Source organism: Helicobacter brantae (assembly GCF_003364205.1).
Lineage (GTDB): Bacteria > Campylobacterota > Campylobacteria > Campylobacterales > Helicobacteraceae > Helicobacter_G > Helicobacter_G brantae.
The window spans coordinates 124,372-149,538 of record NZ_NXLV01000002.1; the positions used below are offsets into that span (position 1 = coordinate 124,372).

Genomic DNA, 25,167 nt, shown 5'->3' on the forward strand with positions numbered 1-25,167 from the left:
GGATACCCAAACAATTGAAACCTTTAAAGACAAGGATATGATGTCTTTGAGTGAAGAAAATATTTTTTCGTGTGATAAATGTGGTGCTTGTTGTTGTCATATATCAACAATCCTTGAATTGCAAGAATACGACCTAGGGAATGGTGTTTGTAAATTTTTCGACATATCTACAAAAGAATGCAAAATATATAATACCCGCCCCTTAGTGTGTCGTGTAGATGAGATGTTTGAGGAAAAATACAAATCACTAATGAGCAAAAAAGATTTTTATAAAAAGAATCTTGAAATTTGTGAGATGTTAAAAAAGGGTGAGATTTAACCTCTCCCCACCCACATTCCCACCCCCACAGCAATCACACTCAAAGCCAAAGAACCACAAGCATAAAGAAGAGCTAAGAGGTAGCGAGAGTTTTGAAGAAGTGAGAAGACTTCAAAACTTAGTGTGCTAAGGGTGGTAAAAGAGCCTAAAAACCCTACAAAAATAAGCATTCTCCACTCATTTGTCCCAATCAGTGAATAAAGTAGCCCAAAGATAAAGCTTCCTCCTACATTGATGACTAGGAGATTAGCAAGAGGGGAGAGTGGGAAAAAGCTCATCACTAGATAGCGACTTAGCCCTCCCAAAGCACTTCCAAGCAAAACATAGAGCAAACTCATAGCTTCACCCTTTTTAATCTCATCGCATTAAGCACGACAACAAGTGAGCTAAGACTCATACTTAGGGCTGCAAAGATTGGAGCGATATATCCAAGGGAAGCTAGAGGGATAGTGGTGGTATTGTAAAGCAGAGAGAAAAGGATATTTTGCTTGATATTTTTGAGTGTGCTTTGTGCGATAGAGAAAGTTTGGGAGAGTGAGTGCAAATCAGAGTGAAGCAAGACAATATCACTACTTGCGATTGCCAAATCATTGCGATCTGCCATAGAGATTCCAATCTCACTTTGAGAGAGGGCTAAAACATCATTAATCCCATCACCTATCATTGCAATCTTTTTGCCCCTCTTCCTTAATCCCTCAATCACTTTAGCCTTTTGAGTGGGGGAGTGTTTGGAGTAAAACTCATCTATCCCTAACTCATTTGCAATTCTCCTCACCTCACTCTCACTATCCCCACTCAAAATACACATCTCTAGCCCCTTTTGCTTGAGAGAATCGATAACCTCTTTGGCATAGGGTTTGAGAGAATCTTGCAAGAAAAACACGCTTTGAAGCTCTCCTGCCACACTCCACGCAAACACGCTTCCCTCTCCCTCCAAATGTGGGATTTCCACTCCTCTCTCTCTCAAAAATTCCACACTTCCTCCCAAAATCACTTCCCTCTCATATTGGGCTTCAAGCCCTTGGTGGCTGTGGATTTTGACTTCAGTTACTTGGAGAGTGGAGGGGAGGGAGAGATAAGAGAGGATTCCTTTGGCAATGGGGTGGATATTTTTTTGCATTAGTCCTTCAAGTAAGGCAGGATTATAAGAGGAGAATTTGAGTTCTTTGATGACTTGGGGTGTGCCACAAGTGAGTGTGCCTGTTTTATCAAAGCACAGATAATCCACTTTCGCTAAAGTTTCCAAAAACTTGCTTTGCTTAAAAAGTATCCCCTCTTGATATGCCCTACTAAGCCCTACGATGCTTGAGATTGGCGTAGCAAGTGCCAAAGCACAAGGACAAGCAATGATTATCACACTGATTGCTATCCTTAGAGCCTCATTGAAAGGGTGATGGGTGAAAAAGTAGTAGCAAAATGTCCCCAAAGCACACACAAGCACAAACTGAGAGAATCTTGCTGAAATTTTATTGGCTATCTCTTGAATAGCAGGTTTTTGAGATGAGGCGTTGGTGATGAGTTTGATAAGAGAGTTTAGAGAGCTATCTTCAAAGGTTTTAGTTGCTTTGTATGTGATATTTTGCATTAGATTGATACTTCCTGAAGTGAGAAGCTCTCCTTGAATCTTGGCTATGGGATTGCTCTCTCCACTGAGTGCGACTTCATCAAGCAAAGCATTCTTACTCTCTAGCTCTCCATCGATAACGATTCTCTCCCCTACAAGCACCTCAATTCTCTCTCCCACTCTCACTTCTTGAGGAGCGACTTCATAGATTTGCCCCTCTCTAAGCACTCTTAGGCTTTGAGGGATTTGAGAGGAGAGGGCTTCTAGGATTTCTCCTGCTGAATTCTTGCTCTTTAGCTCCAAAAACTTGCCAATCAGCACAAAGGTAAGAATCATACTCACCGATTCAAAATAGCTCTCCCCTCCACTCAAAGAGGCATAGATAGAATAACAATAAGTGATAAAGCTTCCTGAAAATACGAGCAAATCCATTCCCACAAAGCCCCTCTTTAGCCCCATAAACGCACTTTTATAAAAAATGCTTCCACTGAAAAACAGCACAGGGGTGCAGAGGATAAAAGAAGCGATATTGAGTAGAAGTGAGTATTCTGAGCTAATCCCTTGAAAATAGCCTGAGTATTGGGCGATTGCAAGCCACATAATATTCATCGAGCAAAAAATCGCCACCACAAGTTTGATGAAAAAATCTCTTTTCTCCTCTTGACTTTTTGCTCCCATTTGCTCCCCCACACTCACCCCATATCCCAAACTCTCAATAAGTTTGATAATGTCAGGAAGAGTGATTTTGCTCTCATCATAGGTGATTGTGGCTTTGTGATTGGTGTAGTTGATATGAGCTTCTAGCACACCCTCAAGCTTGTTTATCATCGTTTCATTGAGCCAAATACACGCCGAGCAGTGGATATTGTGGATTAAAAGCGTGATTTGAGAGTGCCCCTCTTGTGTGGTAGTAATGTATTTTTCTCTAAAAGAGCTAGATTGATAATAAGAGTTTGAAAAACTAGTTTTTTCTTCTTTGGGGCTAAGGGTAGAGCCTTGAAGTTTGTCATAGAAGCTTTGGGCGTGGTTTTCTTTGAGGAGGAAATACACGCTTTTGCACCCATTACAGCAAAAATACAGCTCCACCCCCTCATCATTGCAGACTTGCAAAGAGTCTTTTGGAAAAGTATTTTGACAATGGCTACATTTCATTACTTAGCCCCTAGAGGGGGATTATTTGTTGATGATGTGTTCAAATGGAACGCTTTGGATTCCTGCTTTAGCAACATCTTCATTGTTTTGCATTACAGCTTTTGTGCTGAGTTTTTTATCTTTTGGAGTGAGGGCAAAATCAGGGTTATACACCTCTCTCATAATCTTGAGTTTTTTTGCATTGTCCTTTACGCCAATCAATCTCTCATAAATCACACTTGCCTTACTTGCTGACTCTTCTCCCAAAAAGGCAACAAGCAAGATTTTGACATCGCCTTCTTTGAGTTTTTTCTCAACCTCTCCTAGCTCTTTTCTACACCCTGGGCATCGTGGATCTGACACCATATAGAAAGTTTTTTTAGGATTTTTTATATCCGATTTGAGTGAGATATAGCGAGTTTGCTTAAGTGAGGAGAAAAATTTGTCTAGCACTTTGGGATCAGGGGCTTTGCTTCCCTCAATTTTTTGATAAACATCTTGAATGAGAGCTAAATCATCATTGTTTGAGGGGATTAGCACATTTGAAAGTCCCAAAACCATTTGAGCATCAGCACTGACAAAAACGGGAATCTTGCTTTTGGTTGCAGTGTCTTCTAAGATGACAAATTTCACATTTGGGCTAGATTTGAGATCATAGCTTTCAATAGCATTGATTTTTGCCCCTGTTTTTTGACTAAGATAAGTGCTGACTTTATCCAAAAACGCCTTATCAGCCAAAGCAAAAGTCGCCAAAGCGACAAAGAGTGCGATGATTTTTTTCATTTTTTATCCTTTGTTATAGAGTTTTCTCAATGAGAGTATTGAGTTGATTGCAAAAATCTTGAGCATTGCCCAAAGAGCCACTTTCTAAGAGCTTGGCATTGCCATAGAGGAGCGTGATTGTGCTTTTGAGTTTCTCTTCATCACTTAGAGTTTTTAGCTTTGTGATGATGGGGTGAGTGATATTAAGCTCTAAGATTCTCTCTTGTGGGAGGCTTTGCCCCATTTGAGCCATCAAATTTGCCATCATCGGATTTTGTGCTTGAGTGAGAAGACAGAGTGGAGAATCCAAGTCTTTGGAGAGTTTAAACTCACTGATTGTATCGCTAATGCAAGATTTAAATTTTTCAATCAAAGGCTCAAACTCTTTTTTGACTTTCTCATCAATCTCTTCTTGCACTTCCTCTAGGGCTTCTTTGCTTGTAATGTCTTTAAATGGAGTTTTCTCAAACTCTCCAATGCTTGGAGCAACAAAGCCATCAATCTCATCACTTAGCAATAAAACATCATAGTCCTTTTTGGTGTATTTCTCCAAAGTCGGAGAGTTTTTAAGCACTTCAAGATTTTCTCCCAAAAGATAATAAATGCTCTTTTGCTCTTTACCCATTGCTTCTTTGTATTCTTTGAGAGAGATTGTTTTATCAAGTTTGTGAGAGTAGAATCTAAGAAGCTCTAAAATTTTTTCTTTATTCTCAAAATCCCCATATAGCCCCTCTTTAAGCACATTTCCAAATTGAGAATAGAACTCTTTGTATTTTTCCTCATCTTTGCTTAAAGTGGCAATCTCGCTTAGAATCTTTTTGGTAGAAGCAGATTTGATAGTGGAGAGGATTTTGTTTTGCTGGATAATCTCACGACTGACATTCAGAGGCAAATCTTCAGTATCCACAATCCCTCGCACAAATCGCAAATATGAAGGAAGCAATTCTTTGTCATCATCGGTGATAAATACTCTTTTGACATAGAGTTTAACGCCTGATTTGTAATCCACTCGATAGAGATCAAAAGGAGCTTTAGCAGGGATATAAAAGAGTGTGGTGTATTCTAGAGTCCCCTCAACTTTGGTGTGAATCCAAGCCAAAGGGTCGCTATTGTCGTGAGAGAGGGATTTGTAAAACTCTTTGTAATCCTCATCTTTGAGTTCGCTTTTGCTCATCTTCCATAGAGCTTTTGCAGAGTTGATTTGCTCGTTTTTCTCTTCTTTTATCTCTTCTTTTTTGCCATCTTTCTCTTCAGTTTTGACTTCAGTGTATTCCAAAAAGATTGGGAAAGCGATATGATCGGAGTATTTATCGATAATACTCTTTAGTTCCCATCTTGAAGCAAAGTTTTTATCCTCTTCTTTGAGATAGAGGGTAATATCTGTCCCATAGCCCTCTTTGGAGCATTCTGTGATTTCAAACTCTCCTTTTCCATCGCTAATCCACGCATAAGCTTTATCTTCTGTAGCTTTTTTGGTTTGCACCACGATTTTATCTGCCACCATAAAGGCTGAGTAAAACCCCACACCAAATTGTCCAATGAGGGCAGAATCTTTTTTCTTATCCCCACTGAGGGCTTCTAGGAAGCTCTTTGTGCCTGATTTAGCAATCGTTCCTAAATGCTCGATTAAGTCTTGCTCATTCATTCCTATCCCATTATCACTGATTGTGATACTTTTGTTTTCTTCAAATTTGATTGAAATTTTGGGGTTGAAAGAGAGAGTTTTGTATTTATCATCTGTGAGAGTGAGGTAGTTGAGTTTGTCTAGAGCGTCTGAAGCGTTGCTGATAAGCTCTCGCAAAAAGATTTCTTTGTTTGAGTAAAGTGAGTGAATCATCAAGTCCAATAATTGATTGATTTGAGTTTGAAAGGTATGTTTTGCCATTGATATTCCTTGTGTTATGAAGTTAAAACTTGAGATTATAACAAGCTAAAGAAAAATTGTGGTTTTTAAATGGTTTAAAAACCTAAAGATATTACCCCTCTCTTTGTAAAATTGATATAGAAAAATATTTTTTATCCAAGTGTTTTACCAAAAAACTTATTTTTGTGTGTAGTTTAGTAACAGATAGTAAAGAGTTGTTTCCAAAATGTTTCATTTCCATTCTTTTGTATTTACTTTTGATTTACATAGCATTTATTTAGAACGCACTTTTTTGCAGAAAGTAGGAAAATGCTATTTACAAAAGTTAGTGCGATTCTTTGGTGGTGGGTTTGGCATTGCATTGGCTTATTTTTGTATTTCAAAGGAGTAGCAATGAAAACATTGAAGTTGATTTTTTGTGTTTGCTTTGCGTTTTTGGGATTGTCTTTTGCCCAAGATGTCAGCAAACCAAGAACGCTAGAGGGATTAGTCAAGCAAGAAGATGACTTCTATAAATTTCTCAAAAAGAATCACCCAATCTTCAAATACCAAAAAGAAGGCAGAGTGATTGGGGAGATTAGACTAAGTGATAGAAAAGAAGAGTTTATGGAAATCTCTGGAGGACCACTCTTTGCCAAAGATAATGGCTTAGAGCATACAGCAGTAACTTATCGATTGCCTTTTGAATCTTTCCTTGATTTACCCAACAAATTTGTAGGACCAAAGAAATGTGGTGAGTGCCACCCTGCACAATATAAGGCTTGGGAGAGATCAAGACACGCAAAGGTAGTGAGATTCCCTCACGAGCTTACAGAAATTGGTGGAGATATGAAAAAACCTCTTTACAATTCCCAAGCCACAGCATTGCCTAAAGGGATTGAGGCAAGTGATGTGTTTGTAATGATTGGGACACCTAGGACAAAATATGGATTTATTGATAATTGGCTTGTAAGAGGGACATATCACGTTGAGAATGGTAGCTTTGGGAAACTTACAGGAAATCTAGTCGCAGGTGGGAATCAATTTTCAAGATTTTGGGCTGAATTCCTAACACCAGAGAAAGCTAAACAAATCGCTTCATTTGTGCCAAACTTCCCTACTACAATGCCTGAATTTGGTGGAAGTGGAAGCTATGTGTGGGGGATCAACTCCTATGCTGCAACTTACAGAAAGAAAATGATTTTCCAACCTGCAAGTGCGTATTGTGAAACTTGCCATACTTTCAAGTTTGACTTCAAGAGCAAAGATGAGCTTTATAAGGCTTTAGGAAATTCAAAAGAGCTTCAAAAACACACAATCTCTAAAGGAATCTCTTGTGAAGAGTGCCACGGAGCAGGAGCACACCTCTATGGAGCTAGAGGAGCAGGAATGCCTTCAAATTGTGAGAGATGCCACCAAAGGTTTGTCTATAATGAAGAAGACGCAAAGCTCAACCCCAAAAAACCATTTAACTCTTATTTCAAATCAGCAAACCCTGCTTGTGGAACAGAGGGAGCTCAAATGTATAGCTCAGCTCACTATGATAAAGGAATCAGATGTAGCACTTGCCACGATCCACACGAAGTAACTTCAAATGATTGGAAAGATCCATACACTAAAACTGCATTGAAAAAGACTTGTCAAGATTGCCACGCTACTCAAGCAAGTTTCTTCCAAAAAGGTGGAATCCACGCCAAAGATAACTGCACCTCTTGCCATATGCCAAATATGATGAGCTGTGAAGATTTTAGTGCGATTCAAACTCCTGATTTTGGTGGATTTGACAATGTTCGTGCCGCTCATATTTGGAATATCAAAGTCGATAAAACTGCCAAAACTCTCAATCCTCCAAAAGGCAAAGAGAGAAGCTCACAAGTCAAAGGCTGGACTATCGCAAGAGATGAAGAAGGCAAATTCTTTATTGATTTGATGTGGAGCTGTGGAAGAACAAGTGCAAGTGATATCAATCTTGTAGGACCAGGAGCAAGTGGTTGCCATAGTGCAGTTCAATCTACATTGCCCAAGAAGTTGCATTTCACAAATCAAGAGATGATTTATGACAAAGTAATGGAGTGGCAAAACCCTGTAAAAGAGGGATACACCAAAATCATTACAGGAATCAAAAAGATTGATAAGACTTTGGCAGACAAGCCTAAACTTGCAGTAGATAAAAAGTCAAAAGTTCTTCTCTTGACAAAAAAGGCTGAAGAGATTGCAGAAAAACTCGAAAAAGATGGCTCTTGGGGAGTTCATGGTCCTGCTTACTCTAAGAAAATTATCGATGAGGCATTGACTTATATCCAAGATGCTCAAAATATCTTGAAATAACTTCAAATACCCCCTAGAGGGGTATGTGCTACAAGGAGAAGACTTTGAAAACAATATTATGTCGTTTGATGTTCCTTGTGATGACTTTGACACTCCCAACACTTTTTTTAAATGCTGAGGGTAATGGTCGTATAGGAGCAATAGAAGGTGTCCCTACAATTAGTTTATCTGAAGCCCAAAAGCTAATGGGAGAGCCAAATGTCTATGTTTTTGACATTAACTCTGAGAAAGATAGAAAAAGCAATGGGTATATTCCTAAATCTATCTCAATCAATGAGCAAAATTGGGAATCCAAGCTCCCCAAAGACAAAAACGCTACACTCATTTTCTATGGACTTAATCGCTTCAATTTCCAAGCAAGTCAGATTGCAGGGGCAGCGATTGAGAGAGGATATAAAAACTCTTTTGTAATGCTTGATGGGATTGAGACTTGGATTACTTCAGGGCGAGAGGTTGAGAAAGAAGAGATTGTCAAATGGGAAGATGCAAAGCAAATCCTAGATTTCAAAGACACAATCCACTCAAGACTCACCTTTGAAGCCACTCCTGCTTGTCGTGATTGCCACGCAGGGGATAATAAAGGAATCAAAGTTACCACAGCTGCCACTAGAGAGCTTATCAATCAAAAATGTTCTGAGTGCCACAAAAAAACCAAAGAGCATTTTGATAAAAGTGTGCATAGTCTAAGCTACTTTGATAAAGAAGCCAAAAGAGAGCAAATCCTCAAAGAGCTTGAGGTATCCAAAAACCCTAGTAAAGAGCTTCAAGCCCCACTTCAAAGTGAGCATTGTGGAGATGTGGTAGAAAAAGATATTAAGCAAAAACCCCTTTGTAATGACTGCCACTCTATCCATATCACCCCTACTTTCAATGGCATACTCTCTCAAAAGCAAGTCGCAGATCTCAAATGTGGAGAATGCCACAAAGAGAAGCAAAAAAGCTTTCATCACACATTTCACGGCAAAGGAATGGCACTTAGCAGTGCTGGAGAGACTCCAAGTGTAGCTACTTGTTTTGACTGCCACGGAAAGCACAATATTTTGCCTAGCAAAGATAGAAACTCAACGCTTTCTATAATCAATCGTGTAGATACTTGCAAATCTTGCCACCCCAATGCTGACAAAAACTTTTCAGATTGGATAGCTCACGCTGATTACACCAAAAAAGATGGTGGAAGTGCAGTGCTATTTTATATCTATATCTTTATGACTTGCTTAGTCGTAGGAGTGTTTTTATTCTTTGGAGCTCATACACTGCTATGGTCGATTCGCCTCATTATGCTAAGAATCCAACACCCCAAAGAGTGGAAAGAAGCTCAAAAAGTAATGCATGCTGATAAAGTCAAAATCCGACGCTTTAGCACATTGCATAGGATTCAACACTTCTTTATGGCTTCAAGTTTCTTGGGACTTTCTTTCTCAGGATTGCCTCAAAAGTTCTATGACTCCTCTTGGGCAAAAACGATGATTGATTGGATGGGTGGAGATATTACTAATGCCACTACAATCCACCACATCTCAGCCATTGTAATGTTTGCAGTCTTCTTCTCTCATATTGGAGAGATTTTAATCCTCAATTGGAGAAGAAGAGATAGCGTGAGAAATCCTCAAACAGGCAAGATTGAGATTAGAAGAATCCTCAAAGCTCTCTTTGGTCCTGATTCTTTGATGCCAAATATGCAAGATCTTAGAGATATGAAAGCACACTTCAAGTGGTTCTTTGGTCGTGGTCCTCGCCCACAATTTGATCGCTGGACTTATTGGGAGAAGTTTGACTATCTAGCAGTATTTTGGGGTATGTTTGTGATTGGAATCTCAGGGCTTATCCTTTGGTTCCCTGCATTCTTCTCACTCTTCCTTCCTGGTTGGGCTATCAATGCAGCGACATTGATTCACTCTGATGAGGCACTTTTGGCGACAGGATTTATATTTGCAATCCACTTCTTCAATACCCACTTCAGAGCCGATAGATTCCCAATGGATACGGTGATTTTCTCAGGGATTGTCAGTGAAGAGGAAGTCAAGCACGAGAGAGGACAATGGTATGAGCGACTTAAAGAGAGTGGAAAACTTGAAAAACTCTATGATAAAGACTCAAAATTTGCCTCTTATAAGTGGTTGGCTAAGAGTGCAGGATTTGTAATGCTATTCTTAGGACTTGCATTCTTGTTTTTGATGATTTATGATTTCATTGAGAAAATGTTTTAGCCTCTAGCCCTTTGGGGCTAGGAGCATAAAGGGAGTTTATGCGTTTTAAAGAAGCTTTTTTGTTTTTGGCACTTTTATTTTTTGTAGGGTGTGAGAGTGAGAAACCCACACTTCAATCTATCTCTAAAGGCAGTGCTTCAAGCAAAGAAGCCAAAGAAATGCACCAAAATATTGATAAAAACTCCTACTCTGAACTTCTTCCCTATCTCCAAGATAATTCAATGATTGAAAGTAGGGACAATAAGGGGGTTTTGCTTATCTTTGGAAGCAATCAATGCAAATACTGCGATAAGCTCAAAAGCGAGATTCTCAAAAGCAAAGCCCTCAAAAATGCTCTAAAAAATGATTTTTCTTCCTACTATATCAATCTAAGCTATCAAAAAACTCATCTCTTCTTCCAAAACAAGCTAGACACTCAAATGCTAGGAGAAACCTATCAAATCCGCTCCACCCCCACGCTCATTTTCCTCAATCCAAAAGGAGAGATGATTTTTAAGATTGTGGGATTTATGGGGAGAGAGAAGCTAGAGATTGCCCTAGAGTTTATCTCTGAAAATCTCAATTTAGATGAGGAGCAAATCGCAGAGAAGCTCTATAATCTCTATGCTCAAAAATCTTTATTGTAGGAGAGAGTTTGAAAGTCTTAAAAAAGTTTTTTTCAATGTGGGTAACTCTAGGTTTGCTTCTAGCCTATGCTGTGGCTTGTGGGGTGGCGACTTGGCTAGAAAATGACTTTGGCACACCTTCAGCCAAAGCCCTTGTTTATGGGGCATTGTGGTTTGATCTATTGCATTTGCTTCTATCCCTCAATCTCTTAGGAGTGATAATCTTTTCAAGAATGTGGCAGAGAAGGAAGAGGGCAAGTTTTTTGCTTCATTGCTCCTTTTTGCTTATCGTTGTGGGAGCAGGGGTTACACGATATTTTGGAGTAGAGGGGGGAATGCATATCCGTGAGGGGGAGAGTAGCAATCTTGTTATCTCAAGTGAAAAGTATCTTACCCTCTATGACAAAGATAGCCAAGAGGAGATAAGTTTCCCTGTGGTTTTCACCCCATTGCACCAAAAACACTTCTCCCAAACCCTCACCCTTAGTGGCAAAACCCTCACACTCAAAACCACACGCTACACGCCCTTAGAAGAGTCAGAATACTCTGCTCCGATTTTGGAAGTGGAGCTAAGCAATGGGGGAGAGAGTAGAAGTATCTTACTGATAGAAAACTATGTGCAAGACAATATCGTTCCTTTCACTCTAGGAGATAGCACTTATGCCCTAAATTGGGGGCCAAGATTTATCACTTTGCCTTTCTCTCTGAGGCTTGATGATTTTATCCTAGAGCGTTATGCAGGATCAAATAGCCCATCTTCTTATGAATCAATCGTGCAAGTGATTGAGGGGGGAGAGAGTAAAAGCTATAAAATCTTTATGAATAATGTGCTTGATTATGGTGGGTATCGCTTTTTTCAAAGCTCTTATGATGAAGATGAGCAAGGCACGATTCTCTCTGTCAATAAAGATATAGGCAAATACCCCACTTATGCAGGATATACCTTGCTGATTTTGGCTTCTCTTTGGATACTTCTCTCTCCAAGCTCTCGCATAAGTGCATTGAGAAATTATCTCAAAGCTCATAGTCAAATCGCTCTAGCTCTATGTCTTTTTGCCCTTACTCCAAGTTTTGGCGATGAGGGAGAGAGGGTTTTGGAGGTGATAGAAAAAGTCAAAACCCACTCCAAAGAGCATTCAGCCCAATTCTCCTCACTCCTAGTGCAAGATTTTGGGGGGAGAGTGAAGCCTATGGATAGTATGGCAATGGATTTTGTGCATAAGATGACAAAAAAAGATAGCTTTTTGGGAATGGATTACAATCAAATTTTTCTAGGAATGCTAGTTTTCCCTGATGAGTTTAGAGCGATAAAAATGTTTCCTATCAAATCCCCTGCACTCAAAGACACACTAGGAATCCCTCAATCTCAAAAATACATTGCTTATAATGATTTGATTGGTGATGAGGGCTATAAACTTATCAATTATATTCAAGAAGCCAATCGCAAAAAACCCCAAGAGAGAAGCACATTTGACAAAGAAGTATTAGGGCTAAATGAGAGATTTAATATCGCTTATTTAATTTATAGTGGGGAAGCATTGAGAGTATTTCCTGATATGAGTGGGGAGAGTCAAAAATGGTTTTCTCCTAGTGAAATGCCAACTGCTAGAAAAACCCAAATCGCTCTTATGGGTTATCTGCAAGGACTAAGAGAGGGCATAGAGCAAAACTCTTGGGAAGATGCCTCTATTTGGCTTGATTCTATCAAATCGCTTCAAAGTCAGTATGGAAGTGATATTTCTCCCTCTAAGCAAAAAATCACGCTAGAGATTTGGCTCAATCACTGCAATATTTTCTACTATCTGATTTTTGCCTACTTGCTTTTGGGACTTGCTCTTTTGCTTCTCTCCCTCTACTCTCTCCTCTCTTCCCCTCTCTCTAGGGCGTCTTTTGGAGTTTTTGTCTTGTTGTGGGTGTGTATGATTATCCAAACGCTTGGACTTATTGTGCGTTGGATTGTGGGCGATCACGCCCCTTGGAGTAATGCGTATGAGAGTATGATATTTATCTCTTGGGCGAGTGTGGTGGCAGGAGTGGTGTTTTTCCCCAAATCCTACCTTACTCAAGCAATGGCAAGTTTGCTCTCAGCTATCGTGCTATTTGTGGCAAATCTAGGGTTTATGGATCCACAGATTGGCAACCTTGTGCCTGTGCTAAAGTCTTATTGGCTCAATATCCATGTGTTTGTCATCACAGCAAGTTATGGCTTTTTGGGGCTTTCTTTGATGCTAGGATTAGTGAGTTTAATCCTCTTTATCTTCAGAGCCAAAAGAGAGAAAATCAATCAAAGTTTGCTAAATCTTCATTGTATCAATGAGATTTCTATGATTATCGGACTTTTAATGCTAACAGCAGGAAACTTCTTAGGAGGGGTATGGGCTAATGAATCTTGGGGAAGATATTGGGGTTGGGATCCCAAAGAAACTTGGGCTTTGATTTCTATCATCATCTATACAATCATTTTGCACTTGAGATTTATCCCCTCTCTCAACTCCCCTTATGTTTTTGCTGTGGCAAGTATATGGGGGTTTTATAGCATTTTGATGACTTATTTTGGGGTAAATTACTATCTTTCAGGAATGCACTCTTATGCAAGTGGGGATAATCTCCCTATCCCTACTTTTCTATGGTATTGTTTAGGGGTAAGTGTGCTTCTCCCTCTCCTAGCTTTCCCTCAAAGAGGGCTAAAAGCTCCAAAAATGCATAAGTGAGGTGGGGGTTAGAAGAGGTATTTATAGCCTAGGGTTAGGGTGGTATCAAACACAGGTTTTCCTACACCACACCCTAGCACAGGAAGTTTGAGAGTCAAATCAAAGATATTGTTATTAACTTGTGTATAAAATCCCGTTCTTGCTGAACCAAATAACCAAGTCGTTCCACCGACACTATCGCTTCCCTCTCCATTTGTGAAGGCAAAATCTACACTTATTCCTAGAATCATTCCAAAACGAGTTTTATCGGTTTTTACAAAATCAAATAATCCATCAAGGGCATAATATAAAACACTTTGATTGCCGTGAGTATTGCTAAATTTATATTCTTTGGCTTTATCACAATTGACTACGCAATACTCTTTGAGGGTTTTATCTCTTATAGAGGTTACATTTGGAATATATGAGAATTTAAAACCAAAAGAATGTCTGATTCCTACTTTTTCATAAGTGTATTTTTGCAATCCACCCATAACACCCACAGAATAACCTAATCCCAAAGGGGAGTTGCTATTAAACACCGTGTTTCCTACAAGCATAAAACCTACATTTGTTGCAAATACTCCTGCTCCCCCTTCGACTCCAAAAAATCCTCTCCATTGAGAATCTTCCTCACCCCAAACACAAGAGAGTAAAAGCGTGAGGATTAAAAGTATCTTTTTCATTTCTAGCTCCTAAAAGAGGTATTTGTAGCCAAGGGTTAGGGTGGAGTTGATAGGAGCGTTAAGGAAGTCCCCTCCATTTGTAGCGAAATTTCCTCCTGACATTAGTCCAACCATCGGAATATTAAGGGTTAAATCAATCACATTATTTTCAATTTGAGTTTTAAATCCAACCCTAGCTACTAAAGAAGCAAAGATTCCCAATCTCCCTGAAACTTTTTGAAACCAATCCAAGCCCAAAACATCAATCCCAATCCCTGCAAACATTCCATAGCGATTTTTGCCTTGCACTGAAAAATCAAAAAGCCAATCAGTATCAAAAGAGAGCATAAACCCATAACCATTGCCTAGAGGAAATTGTTTATCGCCATTTTTATACTTTCCATAATCTTGCATATAATCCCCACGCAATGAGAGAATAAAACGCTTTCCGAAATTCTCTGAAGTGTATTTCTGCCACCCTATTTGTAAAGCAAGGTTGTATCCTAGAGAGTTAGCATAAGCTTTGACTCCACTCAAATGATAATTGAAATTGACAAAGGCTGAAGGGAATATGCTATACAGCCCCACACCTCCCTCGATACCGATAAATGTTCTCCATTGAGAATCCTCTGATTCCTCACTCCAAACACAAGAGAGTAAAAGCGTGAGGATTAAAAGTATCTTTTTCATTTTTATCTCCTAAAAGAGGTATTTGTAGCCTAGAGTTAGGGTAGAGCTAGTGATAATGTGAGTGCCTAATCTTCCTGATATGCTTATCCCTCCAGCATAAGGGATTGACAAAATTAAATCAACCACATTTTTATCAAACTGCCCCTTAAATCCTAGTCTAAAGCTCCCTGCAAGAGGTGTCGTAACACTCCAAGCATTTTTGGAATCTGTATTGATGACTTTCAAATCAAAAAGTTCAAATCCAACCCCCAAAATCATTCCAAAACTTGAATTGTTTTCTCTCACAAAATCAAACAATCCATCTATTGCAAAAGTCGCATTAAGCCCCCACCCTGATTTGAGATAAAAATTCTTCTCATCGCTTCGGTATTTCCACCCATTCATATAATCCGCTCTAAGTGCAAATAAATATCTCCAACCCACTTTTTCATAAGTGTATTTTTGCTTCCCTGTGGTGATTGCAATATTTCCACCAAAAGCTCTACTAGGGGCATATCCTGCTAGGCGAGTGTTGAGCCAAAAAATATAACCCAATCCTATATCATAAAGCCCTGCACCTACATTCACCCCTACAAACTCTCTCCATTTCCCAATCTCAGAAGAGCTTGAGAGGGGAGAGGATTCTAGCTCCTCAGCATTCCCTATCACACACAGCAAACACGCAAGATAAAATAAACTTCTTTTTATCATATTCTTATTCCCAATTTCTGAAAAATTTTTAAAAATTTTAACATAAAAATCAAGAGAGAGAGAGAGAGAGAGAGAGAGAGAATTTAGAAGAATTTTTACTTTGAGTTACTAAAAGTAATGATATGAAGGAATCACTCCTCCATATAGTTTTTGAGTTGTCGTCCGACTTTGGGGTGTTTGAGCTTTTTAATCGCACTTGATTCAATCTGTCGCACTCGCTCTCGTGTAACATTGAGTTCTTTTCCAATCTCTTCAAGTGTTCGATCGCTCTCATCATCTAAGAGTCCAAATCTCATTCTAATCACAGCCCTTTCACGCTCATTGAGTTGATCCAAAATCAAATCAATCTGCCCCCTCAAATCCTCTTTGAGGATATGATCCATCGGACCTATGGCGTTTTTGTCCTCGACAAAATCCCCAAACTTGCCATCATCATCGTTGCCTATGGGTGCTTCTAGGCTCACAGGTTCTTTGGTGATTTTGATAACATTTTTGACTTTATCCACGCTTAGCCCCACCTCTTTGGCAATCATCTCCACATCAGGCTCTTTGCCATACTCTTGGATATGCTTTCGCATAATTTTGTGGATTCGATTGATTGTCTCAATCATATGGATTGGGATTCTAATCGTCCTTGCTTGATCGGCAATCGCCCTTGAAATGGCTTGGCGTATCCACCAAGTGGCATAAGTGGAGAATTTGAAGCCTTTTTTATACTCAAACTTATCTACTGCTTTCATTAGTCCGATATTCCCCTCTTGAATCAAATCAAGGAAAGGCAATCCTCTATTGGTGTAGCGTTTGGCGATAGAGACGACAAGTCGGAGGTTTGAGCGTGCCATTTTGCCTTTGGCTTTGTCTGAGATATTTTTCCCTCTTTTGATTTGCTCTAAAATCTCTTTGAGTTTTTCAGGCTCTAAGTCAAACCCACCCTCACTCGCTTCTTTGGTTTGGAAGAGTTTTTTTAGCTCCATATATACGCTTACCATTGTCGCTTCAGGCACAGAAGCAGCGATGTCCTCTCTTGACATATTGGTGATATTTTCTAGGATTTTTTTGTGATTTTCAATCAATGCTTCATTGAAAAGTGGAAGCTTGTATTCAAGCCTTTTAAGCTCTCTCTCAAATCCATCGCCATTTTTAAGAGTGTTTTCCATTGCCTTGACAAGTTCGCTGATGAGCTTACTTGTAGGTCCAAGCTCTAGCAAACTTTCTTTGAGAATATGCTTTTTGTGAGCTAGGAGCAAGATATGCACTAGCTCATCATCTTGAGGGTTTGGCTCTGATTCTAAGACTTTGAGCCATTCTTTTTTGGCTTTTTCAAGGTTTTTGAAGCTCTCGATAACATTATCAATGCGTTTTTGATCTTTTTTGGAGATTGGTTTTTTCTCATCTCCCTCAACCTCTTCAATCTCCTCGCTCTCCTCTTCTTCCTCTTCGCCCTCTTCCTCATCATCAAAGTTTTTGAATAGCTCTTTGACTCTTCGCTCACGATTGATTAGGGCATCGCGGTAATCGTGGATAAAGTCGATGAGGTAGGGGACTGAACAAATCGCATCTAAGATTGTGTTTTCTCCGATTTCAATTTGTTTGCTTAGCATTACCTCTTCTTCTTTGGTGAGTAGTGGGATTTGCCCCATTTCTCGCAAATACATTCTCACAGGGCTATCGCTTCTGCTCCACTCCAAAAGCTCACGCTCTTTCATAAAGTCAAATTCTTCTTCTAGCTCGCCATCTAAAATCTTGCGTTTTTCCTCTTGAAGCTTGGTTTTATCGTGGAGATTTAGGCGTTTGGCGACTTCTGAAGAGCTCATCAACTGCTTGTCGTATTTTTTTGCCAACTCTTTGACTTTTTTGACTTGGGCAGGGGTGGGAGCTTTTTCTAGGGTTTGAGCGATTTTCTCATAAGAGATGTAGGGGATTTCTTCCTCTTGAAAGAGTGTTTCTAACTCTTTGATGGGGTCTTTTTTGACTTTTTTTGTCTCTTGTGATTCTTGCATATTTAGCCTTTTAGTGGATTTGTGGAAACAATATCGGTTTGGTTGTGATATTTTTAAGTAAAAATAAAGGTGGATTATACCGAAATTTTTGTTTGTTTTGCAATGAATTTTTTTCTTGATTTTTTTGCTTTATGACACAACCTGTCGCAGGTATTAGCTAATTTTCTTGTGTCTATATACCGTGGTGGATGGGTATAATATGTTTGAAAATCAATGACAAAAGGATATTGCTATGAATAATTATTCTCAAAAAATCAGGACGCTTCTTTGTGAGCTATCTATTGGACTTTATGAGAGAGAAGAGCATTTGAAACTTATTTTGCTTTCTATGTTTGCAGGCAAATCAATTTTTCTTTATGGACCTCCAGGGACAGCTAAGAGTTTGATTGCTAAGCGTGCTTCAATGGCTTTTAGTGTGAATGAAGATAAAAACAAGAAGTTTTTCTCATACCTAATGAATCGTTTTAGCACACCAGAAGAGATTTTTGGGCCAATTGATATTGCAAAACTCAAACAAAATCAACTCAAGCGTAATACAAGTGGGTATTTACCAACAGCATATTTTTGTTTTTTGGATGAAATATGGAAAAGCTCTCCTGCAATCTTAAATACTTTGCTTACTATCATCAATGAGCGAACATATCAAGATGGAAATGACAATATAAAAGTTCCACTCAAAGGTATTGTATGTGCAAGCAATGAGTTTCCTAAGGCAGATCAAGGGCTAGAAGCTTTGTATGATAGGATGCTTGTAAGACTTTGTGTCTATCCAATGCGGGAGAGAGAAAATTTTGAAAAGCTTTTGAGAAAAAAACAAGAAGAAAAACTTAAAATATCAGATACTTTTAGTATCCAAGAATTAGAAGAGATTGCAACGCTAAGTCAGGAAGTAGATTTCTCCAAGGAAGCACTAGATACACTACACTTCATAAAAATCAGACTTCAAGAAGGCAGGGGTGATGAGAATGAAAATAGTGGAGGCATTTATGTTTCAGATCGTCGTTGGGGGCAAATGGCTGAGCTAGTCAAAACTTCGGTTTTCTTGAGTGGAAGAGAGGAGATTATTCCTTCTGATTTATTATTGCTAAAACATTGTTTGTGGGGGAAACTTGAAGATAGGGAGAATATAGAAAAGATCTTTGAAGAAGCACTACAAAATTTTGCTCCTGCAAAAGAGAATGAATATGTTCAAGTAAGAAAAGAATATCTAAATTTCAAAGCAGATTCAGATAAAACTTTTTATAAAAGCGATGGAAGCTTTGACAGAAATGTTACTTTGGGGACAAAAAATCTTTATCTAAAACAATGCGATCAAATGGCAGATGATATTTCTAAGATTGTTGAAAAACTTAAGGATGAAAAACTGCTTCTATCATCCAAAAATCAAAATCTTTTTATTCCTCAAGAAGATTTTAATGTCGCATTTTTGGGAATTGATGAGCAGATATCAAAATACACACAGCTCCAACTCAAGATTCAAGAACTCAAATACAACATTGAAAATCAAAAAGATTTTCTAAAACAAAAAAAAGTTCAAGAAGCAAAAGGATTCAAAACAGCAATAGAAGAACCCAAATCAGAGGCCGACAAGATTCAAAATCAAATAGATGAAATATTGAATAAAAGAGGAATAGTATACGGAGGCTTGTTGGGAAACATAGCTGACAAATTTCGATAAATAAAATGATTTGGAGTAAAGTTAGCAATGAATGTTTATATTGAAGGAGAAAATGAGCAGGTTCAGCAAAAGTATGATGAAGCACTTCGGGATTTTCAGAGACAATGTCAAGAGTTAGAGCATCCTTATCAGGAAGAAGAAGCAGAGCTTTATGGACGCTCGTTGCGTCTTCAACTTCCCTCAGATAAAAAAATAACCCAAGAGGATATTGAGCTACTAGAAAAATATTATCCCAATCACCCTTCTTTGGCCTTTGCAAGAGAGAAGCTTCAAGCAGGAGAGAGTATAGAAAATCTTTCAGAACTTCGCAAATTTATTCATAACTCACATCAAGAGAGCTTATCTAAAAAAATCAGCGAATGGAGAGAGCAAGAGATTGCTAGATTGAAAAGAGAATTTGAAAAACGCATACAAGAATGGTTGGATCGAATTAGGCAGGCACGAGAGACAAAAAAGGCTTTGAGTGAAGCCCAAGAGTTGTTTGGAGATTTAGAACAAGATGCTCTTGAATCTTTGGATTTATCAAATCTAGGCGGTGGCAAAGAGCCTATCGATAAAGAAGGAAGGGTAAGAGGTGCAGGCAAAGAAAGAATGGACACAATCATTCGCCTCTTTAAGGAAATAAAAGATTCTTCATCGTTGCAAAAAATTTGTGATTTGCTTGGAGAGTTAGAGAAAAAAGAGCAAGAAGAACGCACAAAAAAAATTATGGAGCAAAGAACCTATACTTTTAATGAAGAGATTCTAAGCAAAGAATATAAAGAAGAGATTGTTGGAGTGAGTTTGGGTAGAGATATAGAAAATCTATTGCCTCAAGAGTTGGGTATGCTAGATGACAATGAGCTTGAAATCTTGTTTTATCTAAAATTTATTCAAAATCGCTTGTTTTGTTTTGAAAAGGAGGGGTATTCTTCATTTTTGAGAGAAGAGCAGATTGAAGAAGAGGTGGAACAACAAGACGAAGATGAATCGCAAGATAAGGGAGCGATGATTATCTGTGTGGATACAAGTGGCTCAATGATGGGAGATCCAGAACTGATTGCAAAAGCCGCAACATTGTTTTTGGCAGCAAAAGCAAAGAAGCAAAAACGCCCCTGTTTTTTGATCAATTTCAGCACTGAGATTGAGTGTATGGAACTTAGCAAAAAGGGAGGAATCGTGGAACTTGAGGAGTTTTTATCTAAAAGTTTTAATGGTGGAACAACTATAGCTCCTGCACTAAAAAGAGGGATAGAAAAAATGAAAGAACCACAATTTGAAAAATCAGACTTGCTAGTTATTTCTGATGGTGGGTTTGGGCTAATATCTGATGGGTTGAGAAAAGAAGTGTTAGAACAACAAGAATTAGATAATCGCTTCTATCTTTTGGATGTATCTACTTTTGCTAGTGCAAATGATCTTTTTGACAAACATTGGAGATATGATCCAGCAACTCAAGAGATTGATACGCTTTATGATAGAAAAAATGCAAAATCTACACAATATTCATCTGATAATGACACAACCTGTCGCACTGATCCTCTAAACTTCCCTTGAAATTCAAAACAAGGAGTAAAAAATGAATTTTTCAGATTTGATTATTGGTGCTATGATTGGCTATGCAGGATATAAGCTAGGTGAGAAAGTGCAAAAGATTCGCCAAGAGAGGGGTGATGAGGAGTATGGGCTTGGAGATTTTGTGAGTGAGGTGTTTGAGGATTTGAGTGGAGAGGGAAGGAAGCTTAGAGAGAATGATTGAGTGCATTTTGCCAAAGATTTATCTCTTTGAGTGCCAAAGATGTGGAGTGCATATCTACTCAGATAGGAGCTATACGCAGGGGTGTGGGTGCTTCTTTTGTGGGGAGAGGTTGATACCGATTTTGGAGCTTTCTCAAATCCCCCAAGAGCTCAAAGAGAAAAATTGGAGAGAGGTAAGTTGGATCACAAGAGTGTGGTTATTTTTGAAAAGGTTAATGTAAGGAGAAGATGATGGATAAGATTTTGATGACACTAGGTGGCGTGGCATTGGGCGTGGCAGGATATGCACTTGGAGAGATAGTGCAAGAGAGAAGGGCTGAGAAGGGGGAGGATTATGGGATTTTGGATTTGTTTGAAGAATGGACAGATGAGCTATGTGGAGAGGGGGAGAGAGCTGTGGAGAGGGTGGAAGAGCAATGGAGAAGCTAGGACTTGATGGTGAGGTAATTGATCAATGTGTAAATCTTATTCCTTTTGAAAAAGAAGGAGAAGAGCAAGTTTGCAAAGAAATTTGCAGTGAGAAACTTATCCAGGGTGGAGAGCATAAGATACCTAGTGATATGGAGTGCATTCATATTGGGGTTTTTAGAAGGATTTTAGAGGGTGTTGCCACACGAGTAAAACCCAAGATTAAAACAATGAGGGATATGCTTGAGTTGAGTGATGATGTAATAGAACGCTATCAAAATGATGATATAATGGGATTTTATCGCACGGAGTATGAGGACATAGATGGGTTTTATGATCTGAGAGGTGAGAGAGAAGGGGAAAGCTATTATCAATGTCATAAGTTTTTTGTCTCTACAATTGTTGCTCAAGCCTGTATGGTGGCTCATATTGCTCATATTTATGGATACAAAATGAGAGAGGAGAACCTTGCTAGAGTGCTTTTGGTGATAAGAAACTTGATTGTCAAAGAGTGTGAGAGGCAGAGGGTATCATATCTTGCAAAGGAAAAAATGCATCAAATTAGCGGAAAGATACTGAGAGAAATCTTTGCCAATCACCATCCTGAAATTGAGGAATTTGATGTTTTGCATCCTGATTTTATGTGTGGAAACTACATGTTTGATTGCTCTCTTCAAGAGGAGGTTTCAAGAGGAATCCGTCGCGAGATTACCATGGCTAGGAGATTGAGTTCTGAGAGAGTGTTTAGATTTTAGACTTTGGTATCAGTGATGAGAGCAAAAACATACATTTTTCGTTTTAGCTTCCTTGAAAGATTGCATAAAAATGACTATACTCATTTATTGATTTTTAATGAGGATTTTTAGATGAGTAAAGAACACGACAAACTTGCCACACGCCTTGCCCATACCATCGCCAAGCTCAATGGTGGGGAACTTTTGAGTATCGCTGAACTTGCCAAAGAGTTTGGGGTGGATTCACGCACGATACAGAGGGATATCCAAAGACTTTCATTCCTTCCCATAGAGAAGAAGGAAGGCAAACTTTTTTTGGCCTCTTATGCTCTAGGGAGTGTGAGCTTTGAGAATCTGAGGGATTTTTTGAGAATGTGTGGGATTGAAGAGCTTTTCCCTAGTCTTGAAAATAAGGCATTGCAAGATTTGTTTAACCCCAATCTCAACACTTCTCTTCTCATTAACCCTGCAAGTTTTGAAAAGATTCAGAGTAAGATTTTTGAAGAGCTTCAAGTGGCGATTTTGGAGCACAAGCTGATAAAGTTTCACTACAATCAAAAAGAAAGAAAAATCAAACCCTACAAACTCAAGCACTATCTAGGACGATGGTATTTGCTCGGAGTTGAAAATGAGAGTATTAAGACCTTTGCATTAGAGAAGATTAAAAATCTCATAATTTGTTCCCAAGAAGACTTCACTCCTGATGAAGAGCTAGTCAAAGAGATTGAAAAAAATGAATTTAACTTCCTCTCCAAAGATAGAAATGAGATTGTGCTCTATATCGACAGCTATGCAATGCCTTACTTTGAGAAACGCAAGATACTGCCCAATCAAAAGATTCTGAGCAGAGATGAGAATGGAATGGAAGTAAGTACGCAATCAAGCTATGATGAAGAGATTTTGCGAATCATTCAGCAGTGGATGCCTCATATTCTTATCCTCTCCCCTGAGAGCCTAAAAGAAAGACTCAAAGAGAGGGTGAGGGGGTATTTGGAGGTTTTGTAGTCAAAATTTGTGTGGCTCAACAATGCCTTGTGTGTGAGTAGAGGAGGGCTGATTTTCTGGCAATCTTGCTAACCACTCTTTCATTCTCTCCTCTAGTTCTTCTTTATTGATTTGCGTTTCTTCACTTTTTGGATAGGGTGAAGGGGCATAAAAACTAATCTTGCATTTTGTGCATTTGCAAAAAATCTCATCTCTAAGTTCATCAAAATCATCAATGACTATTTCCCCTTTTCTTTGGCATTTTGGACATTGCACTTCTAATGTATATGGGATAAACATTTTCTCTCCTTTACAATCATTGGCTTAGCATTTTCTCATAATCTTGCGACAGGTTGTGTCGTAAATAAAAATTTTTCAAAAATTTTCACAAAATCGATTCTAACCCTTGACAAACACTTGGGGGGGGGGGGTATAATATTTTACTTAAAAGCAAAAAATATTTTTGATACTGCGACACAACCTGTCATAGTGCAATGAAATACTTTTGCTTCAAATTTATTTTTAAGGAGTAGTTATGTCTGCAGAAAAAGATTTTTCAGCTGATGTGAGTGCAATTTTAGGGAAAGCATTTGCAGAATTTCAAAAGCATATGGAGGAAGACAAAGAGAGCAATCGTCTCAATGTTTTAGTGCTCGGCAAAAGTGGCGTAGGAAAAAGCTCATTGATCAATGCGGTTTTTGGAAAAGATATGGCAGAAACTGGGCAAGGAAAGCCTGTAACTAGGGGTTTTGAGAAATTTGGAGATGACAATGGCTTGAATATCTTTGATACAAGAGGAATAGAATCTGAAAATTTTGAAGAGACTATTTCAGATATTGAAAAATTCTTGCAGGAAAATGTTGCCAAGGGGAGTGCAGAGGACCAGATTCATATTGCTTGGCTTTGTATCAATGAATCATTGAGAAGAGTTGAGGGCGAAGAGAGGGTTTTGGAAATACTAAAAAAAGAAAAGATACCAACAATTGTGGTGATAACAAAAGCACAGCAAGACAAAGATGAAAAAGGTGAGAGTTTTAGAGAGAAGGTTATAGAAATTTTAAAAATCAATCATGAGGATTGTATCCGCACTCGTGCAGTGGAGGTTTCAGATGATGAAGGAGAAATCAAGAAAATTATGGGAATTGATACTCTTGTAAATAGAAGTTATCTTCTTCTTCCTGAGGGGAAAAAGAGTGCATTTGCTAAAAAGCAACACTATAACAAGACTATGAGAAGGGAGGCATTAAAAGAAGATGCTTTTTCAAAAGTAAAATATTATACAGCGGCAGCTTCTACCGTAGCAGCAACCCCAATTCCTTTCTCTGATTTTGCAATTTTGCTTCCCACACAGGTTGCTATGATTTTGCATATCAGCAAGGTGTATGAAATGGAAATCAATCAAGAAAATGCTACAAAACTCATTACTGCCCTAACTGCTGTAGCTGGAGCTGGATACGCAGTAAAAATGGGTGTAGGTGCAGTTCTAAAATTTATACCAGGATTAGGAAGTGTTGCTGGAGGGCTTATCAATGCCACTGTTGCAGGAACTACAACCAAGCTAATGGGTGATGCGTATATTGAATTTTTGGATAATAAGTTTATGGACAATGTTTTGACACCAGATTTTGTCTTAAAAAATCTTCCAATTTTTATAGAACAAAAATAGAAGTTTTAAAAAAGACATAACCTGTCATTCTCCTAGATTAAACTTCTGTTTGTAAAAAACTAGGAGAAGGATATGAATCAAAACAAACAATACAAGCTTCAAAAAATGAAACTCTTCACAACCTCTCTGCTCTTTGTGGCAGGTGGGTTTCTGTATCTTTCTTTTGTGCTAGATTGCCATTGGCTTAGGGCTGTGAGTGAAGCGGCACTTATAGGAGGGATTGCAGATTGGTTTGCAGTGGAGGCACTTTTTAGACACCCTCTAGGACTTCCTATCCCTCACACTGCTATTATCCCCAAGAGCAAAGATGAGAATGGAATGGAAGTAAGCACACAATCAAGCTACAATGAAGAGATTTTGCGAATCATTCAGCAGTGGATGCCCCATATTCTTATCCTCTCTCCTGAGAGCCTAAAAGAAAGACTTAAAGAGAGGGTGAAAGGATATTTGGAGACGATTTAAAAAG

23 protein-coding genes are annotated in these 25,167 nt (G+C 38.7%); 14 read left to right on the top strand and 9 right to left on the bottom strand.

Translation table 11 applies throughout. The features are described from left to right. The first annotated feature begins 37 nt into the window (after positions 1-37). Positions 38-319, top strand: a complete 282-nt coding sequence (locus CQA58_RS01835; protein ID WP_425454670.1) for a YkgJ family cysteine cluster protein — start codon at positions 38-40, stop codon at positions 317-319. Here CQA58_RS01835 and CQA58_RS01840 read toward each other — a convergent pair. Genes CQA58_RS01840 through htpG form a run of 4 tightly spaced genes read right to left on the bottom strand, consistent with a single transcriptional unit; the run spans position 316 to position 5,667 of the window. Further along, positions 316-657 carry a fluoride efflux transporter FluC gene (locus CQA58_RS01840; RefSeq protein WP_115569018.1) on the bottom strand — a complete coding sequence of 114 codons (342 nt, stop codon included), beginning with the start codon at positions 655-657 and terminating at the stop codon, positions 316-318. The two genes, CQA58_RS01835 and CQA58_RS01840, sit on opposite strands and share 4 nt — an antisense overlap. Further along, positions 654-3,035, bottom strand: coding sequence for a heavy metal translocating P-type ATPase (locus CQA58_RS01845; RefSeq protein WP_115569019.1), 2,382 nt, complete (start codon positions 3,033-3,035; stop codon positions 654-656). The genes CQA58_RS01840 and CQA58_RS01845 overlap by 4 nt, the downstream gene beginning before the upstream one ends. A gap of 21 nt (positions 3,036-3,056) precedes the next feature. Next, positions 3,057-3,797: a hypothetical protein gene (locus CQA58_RS01850; protein ID WP_115569020.1), complete on the bottom strand. Its 741-nt coding sequence runs from the start codon at positions 3,795-3,797 to the stop codon at positions 3,057-3,059. A 13-nt stretch (positions 3,798-3,810) separates the two neighbouring features. Then, positions 3,811-5,667, bottom strand: a complete 1,857-nt coding sequence (gene htpG, locus CQA58_RS01855) for a molecular chaperone HtpG (RefSeq protein WP_170126723.1) — start codon at positions 5,665-5,667, stop codon at positions 3,811-3,813. A 366-nt stretch (positions 5,668-6,033) separates the two neighbouring features. On the opposite strand from htpG, the gene CQA58_RS01860 reads away from it, so the two are divergent. The 4 genes from CQA58_RS01860 to CQA58_RS01875 are packed head-to-tail and all read left to right on the top strand — an operon-like array spanning position 6,034 to position 13,470. Further along, positions 6,034-7,947: a cytochrome c3 family protein gene (locus tag CQA58_RS01860; RefSeq protein ID WP_115569022.1), complete on the top strand. Its 1,914-nt coding sequence runs from the start codon at positions 6,034-6,036 to the stop codon at positions 7,945-7,947. A 44-nt stretch (positions 7,948-7,991) separates the two neighbouring features. Next, positions 7,992-10,154 carry a rhodanese-like domain-containing protein gene (locus CQA58_RS01865; protein ID WP_245942735.1) on the top strand — a complete coding sequence of 721 codons (2,163 nt, stop codon included), beginning with the start codon at positions 7,992-7,994 and terminating at the stop codon, positions 10,152-10,154. 38 nt (positions 10,155-10,192) lie between these two features. After that, entirely contained in the window at positions 10,193-10,780 is a 588-nt protein-coding gene (locus CQA58_RS01870; RefSeq protein WP_115569024.1) for a thioredoxin fold domain-containing protein, read from the top strand. An 8-nt stretch (positions 10,781-10,788) separates the two neighbouring features. Beyond that, on the top strand, positions 10,789-13,470 hold the full coding sequence (locus CQA58_RS01875; protein ID WP_342767770.1) for a cytochrome c biogenesis protein: 2,682 nt from the start codon (positions 10,789-10,791) through the stop codon (positions 13,468-13,470). An 8-nt stretch (positions 13,471-13,478) separates the two neighbouring features. On the opposite strand, the gene CQA58_RS08185 is transcribed toward CQA58_RS01875, so the two are convergent. The 4 genes from CQA58_RS08185 to rpoD all read right to left on the bottom strand — a co-directional run bounded on the left by CQA58_RS08185 (position 13,479) and on the right by rpoD (position 17,494). Beyond that, positions 13,479-14,135 (bottom strand): hypothetical protein, encoded by a 657-nt coding sequence (locus CQA58_RS08185; RefSeq protein WP_170126714.1) that lies wholly within the window; start codon positions 14,133-14,135, stop codon positions 13,479-13,481. Between the two features lie 9 nt (positions 14,136-14,144). Further along, on the bottom strand, positions 14,145-14,804 hold the full coding sequence (locus tag CQA58_RS01890; RefSeq protein ID WP_115569027.1) for a hypothetical protein: 660 nt from the start codon (positions 14,802-14,804) through the stop codon (positions 14,145-14,147). A 9-nt stretch (positions 14,805-14,813) separates the two neighbouring features. Then, on the bottom strand, positions 14,814-15,494 hold the full coding sequence (locus CQA58_RS01895; protein ID WP_115569028.1) for a hypothetical protein: 681 nt from the start codon (positions 15,492-15,494) through the stop codon (positions 14,814-14,816). A gap of 131 nt (positions 15,495-15,625) precedes the next feature. Then, complete coding sequence (gene rpoD / locus CQA58_RS01900; RefSeq protein WP_115569029.1) at positions 15,626-17,494, bottom strand: RNA polymerase sigma factor RpoD; 1,869 nt, start codon at positions 17,492-17,494, stop codon at positions 15,626-15,628. Positions 17,495-17,726: 232 nt separating this feature from the next. Here rpoD and CQA58_RS01905 point away from each other — a divergent pair, with 232 nt between their 5' ends. From CQA58_RS01905 to CQA58_RS01935, 7 genes are all read left to right on the top strand, one after another. Beyond that, positions 17,727-19,172: an AAA family ATPase gene (locus CQA58_RS01905; protein ID WP_115569030.1), complete on the top strand. Its 1,446-nt coding sequence runs from the start codon at positions 17,727-17,729 to the stop codon at positions 19,170-19,172. Positions 19,173-19,199: 27 nt separating this feature from the next. Then, positions 19,200-20,708 (top strand): VWA domain-containing protein, encoded by a 1,509-nt coding sequence (locus CQA58_RS08380; protein WP_245942737.1) that lies wholly within the window; start codon positions 19,200-19,202, stop codon positions 20,706-20,708. Positions 20,709-20,730: 22 nt separating this feature from the next. Next, entirely contained in the window at positions 20,731-20,910 is a 180-nt protein-coding gene (locus CQA58_RS01915; protein ID WP_115569031.1) for a hypothetical protein, read from the top strand. Continuing rightward, positions 20,903-21,130 carry a hypothetical protein gene (locus CQA58_RS01920; protein WP_115569032.1) on the top strand — a complete coding sequence of 76 codons (228 nt, stop codon included), beginning with the start codon at positions 20,903-20,905 and terminating at the stop codon, positions 21,128-21,130. Before CQA58_RS01915 ends, CQA58_RS01920 begins: the two co-directional genes overlap by 8 nt. A gap of 10 nt (positions 21,131-21,140) precedes the next feature. Then, positions 21,141-21,338: a hypothetical protein gene (locus tag CQA58_RS01925; RefSeq protein ID WP_115569033.1), complete on the top strand. Its 198-nt coding sequence runs from the start codon at positions 21,141-21,143 to the stop codon at positions 21,336-21,338. After that, positions 21,326-22,072: a hypothetical protein gene (locus CQA58_RS01930; protein WP_115569034.1), complete on the top strand. Its 747-nt coding sequence runs from the start codon at positions 21,326-21,328 to the stop codon at positions 22,070-22,072. The genes CQA58_RS01925 and CQA58_RS01930 overlap by 13 nt, the downstream gene beginning before the upstream one ends. Before the next feature lie 111 nt (positions 22,073-22,183). Continuing rightward, on the top strand, positions 22,184-23,056 hold the full coding sequence (locus CQA58_RS01935; protein ID WP_115569035.1) for a helix-turn-helix transcriptional regulator: 873 nt from the start codon (positions 22,184-22,186) through the stop codon (positions 23,054-23,056). Here the strand turns inward: CQA58_RS01935 and CQA58_RS01940 are convergent, their stop codons facing one another. Further along, entirely contained in the window at positions 23,057-23,335 is a 279-nt protein-coding gene (locus CQA58_RS01940) for a hypothetical protein (RefSeq protein WP_115569036.1), read from the bottom strand. Between the two features lie 235 nt (positions 23,336-23,570). Between CQA58_RS01940 and CQA58_RS01945 the strand changes: the two genes are divergently transcribed. Further along, positions 23,571-24,701, top strand: coding sequence for a YcjF family protein (locus CQA58_RS01945; protein ID WP_115569037.1), 1,131 nt, complete (start codon positions 23,571-23,573; stop codon positions 24,699-24,701). A 72-nt stretch (positions 24,702-24,773) separates the two neighbouring features. Beyond that, positions 24,774-25,163: a DUF445 family protein gene (locus CQA58_RS01950; RefSeq protein ID WP_115569038.1), complete on the top strand. Its 390-nt coding sequence runs from the start codon at positions 24,774-24,776 to the stop codon at positions 25,161-25,163. The last annotated feature ends 4 nt before the right edge of the window (positions 25,164-25,167 follow it).

What these genes read in the sequence shown, in the direction of transcription:
- CQA58_RS01835 (WP_425454670.1), top strand. Translation starts at nt 38, where the DNA reads ATGATGTCTTTGAGTGAAGAAAATATTTTTTCGTGTGATAAATGTGGT.
- CQA58_RS01840 (WP_115569018.1), bottom strand. Translation starts at nt 657, where the DNA reads ATGAGTTTGCTCTATGTTTTGCTTGGAAGTGCTTTGGGAGGGCTAAGT.
- CQA58_RS01845 (WP_115569019.1), bottom strand. Translation starts at nt 3,035, where the DNA reads ATGAAATGTAGCCATTGTCAAAATACTTTTCCAAAAGACTCTTTGCAA.
- CQA58_RS01850 (WP_115569020.1), bottom strand. Translation starts at nt 3,797, where the DNA reads ATGAAAAAAATCATCGCACTCTTTGTCGCTTTGGCGACTTTTGCTTTG.
- CQA58_RS01860 (WP_115569022.1), top strand. Translation starts at nt 6,034, where the DNA reads ATGAAAACATTGAAGTTGATTTTTTGTGTTTGCTTTGCGTTTTTGGGA.
- CQA58_RS01870 (WP_115569024.1), top strand. Translation starts at nt 10,193, where the DNA reads ATGCGTTTTAAAGAAGCTTTTTTGTTTTTGGCACTTTTATTTTTTGTA.
- CQA58_RS08185 (WP_170126714.1), bottom strand. Translation starts at nt 14,135, where the DNA reads ATGAAAAAGATACTTTTAATCCTCACGCTTTTACTCTCTTGTGTTTGG.
- CQA58_RS01890 (WP_115569027.1), bottom strand. Translation starts at nt 14,804, where the DNA reads ATGAAAAAGATACTTTTAATCCTCACGCTTTTACTCTCTTGTGTTTGG.
- CQA58_RS01895 (WP_115569028.1), bottom strand. Translation starts at nt 15,494, where the DNA reads ATGATAAAAAGAAGTTTATTTTATCTTGCGTGTTTGCTGTGTGTGATA.
- rpoD (WP_115569029.1), bottom strand. Translation starts at nt 17,494, where the DNA reads ATGCAAGAATCACAAGAGACAAAAAAAGTCAAAAAAGACCCCATCAAA.
- CQA58_RS01905 (WP_115569030.1), top strand. Translation starts at nt 17,727, where the DNA reads ATGAATAATTATTCTCAAAAAATCAGGACGCTTCTTTGTGAGCTATCT.
- CQA58_RS08380 (WP_245942737.1), top strand. Translation starts at nt 19,200, where the DNA reads ATGAATGTTTATATTGAAGGAGAAAATGAGCAGGTTCAGCAAAAGTAT.
- CQA58_RS01915 (WP_115569031.1), top strand. Translation starts at nt 20,731, where the DNA reads ATGAATTTTTCAGATTTGATTATTGGTGCTATGATTGGCTATGCAGGA.
- CQA58_RS01920 (WP_115569032.1), top strand. Translation starts at nt 20,903, where the DNA reads ATGATTGAGTGCATTTTGCCAAAGATTTATCTCTTTGAGTGCCAAAGA.
- CQA58_RS01925 (WP_115569033.1), top strand. Translation starts at nt 21,141, where the DNA reads ATGGATAAGATTTTGATGACACTAGGTGGCGTGGCATTGGGCGTGGCA.
- CQA58_RS01930 (WP_115569034.1), top strand. Translation starts at nt 21,326, where the DNA reads ATGGAGAAGCTAGGACTTGATGGTGAGGTAATTGATCAATGTGTAAAT.
- CQA58_RS01935 (WP_115569035.1), top strand. Translation starts at nt 22,184, where the DNA reads ATGAGTAAAGAACACGACAAACTTGCCACACGCCTTGCCCATACCATC.
- CQA58_RS01940 (WP_115569036.1), bottom strand. Translation starts at nt 23,335, where the DNA reads ATGTTTATCCCATATACATTAGAAGTGCAATGTCCAAAATGCCAAAGA.
- CQA58_RS01945 (WP_115569037.1), top strand. Translation starts at nt 23,571, where the DNA reads ATGTCTGCAGAAAAAGATTTTTCAGCTGATGTGAGTGCAATTTTAGGG.
- CQA58_RS01950 (WP_115569038.1), top strand. Translation starts at nt 24,774, where the DNA reads ATGAATCAAAACAAACAATACAAGCTTCAAAAAATGAAACTCTTCACA.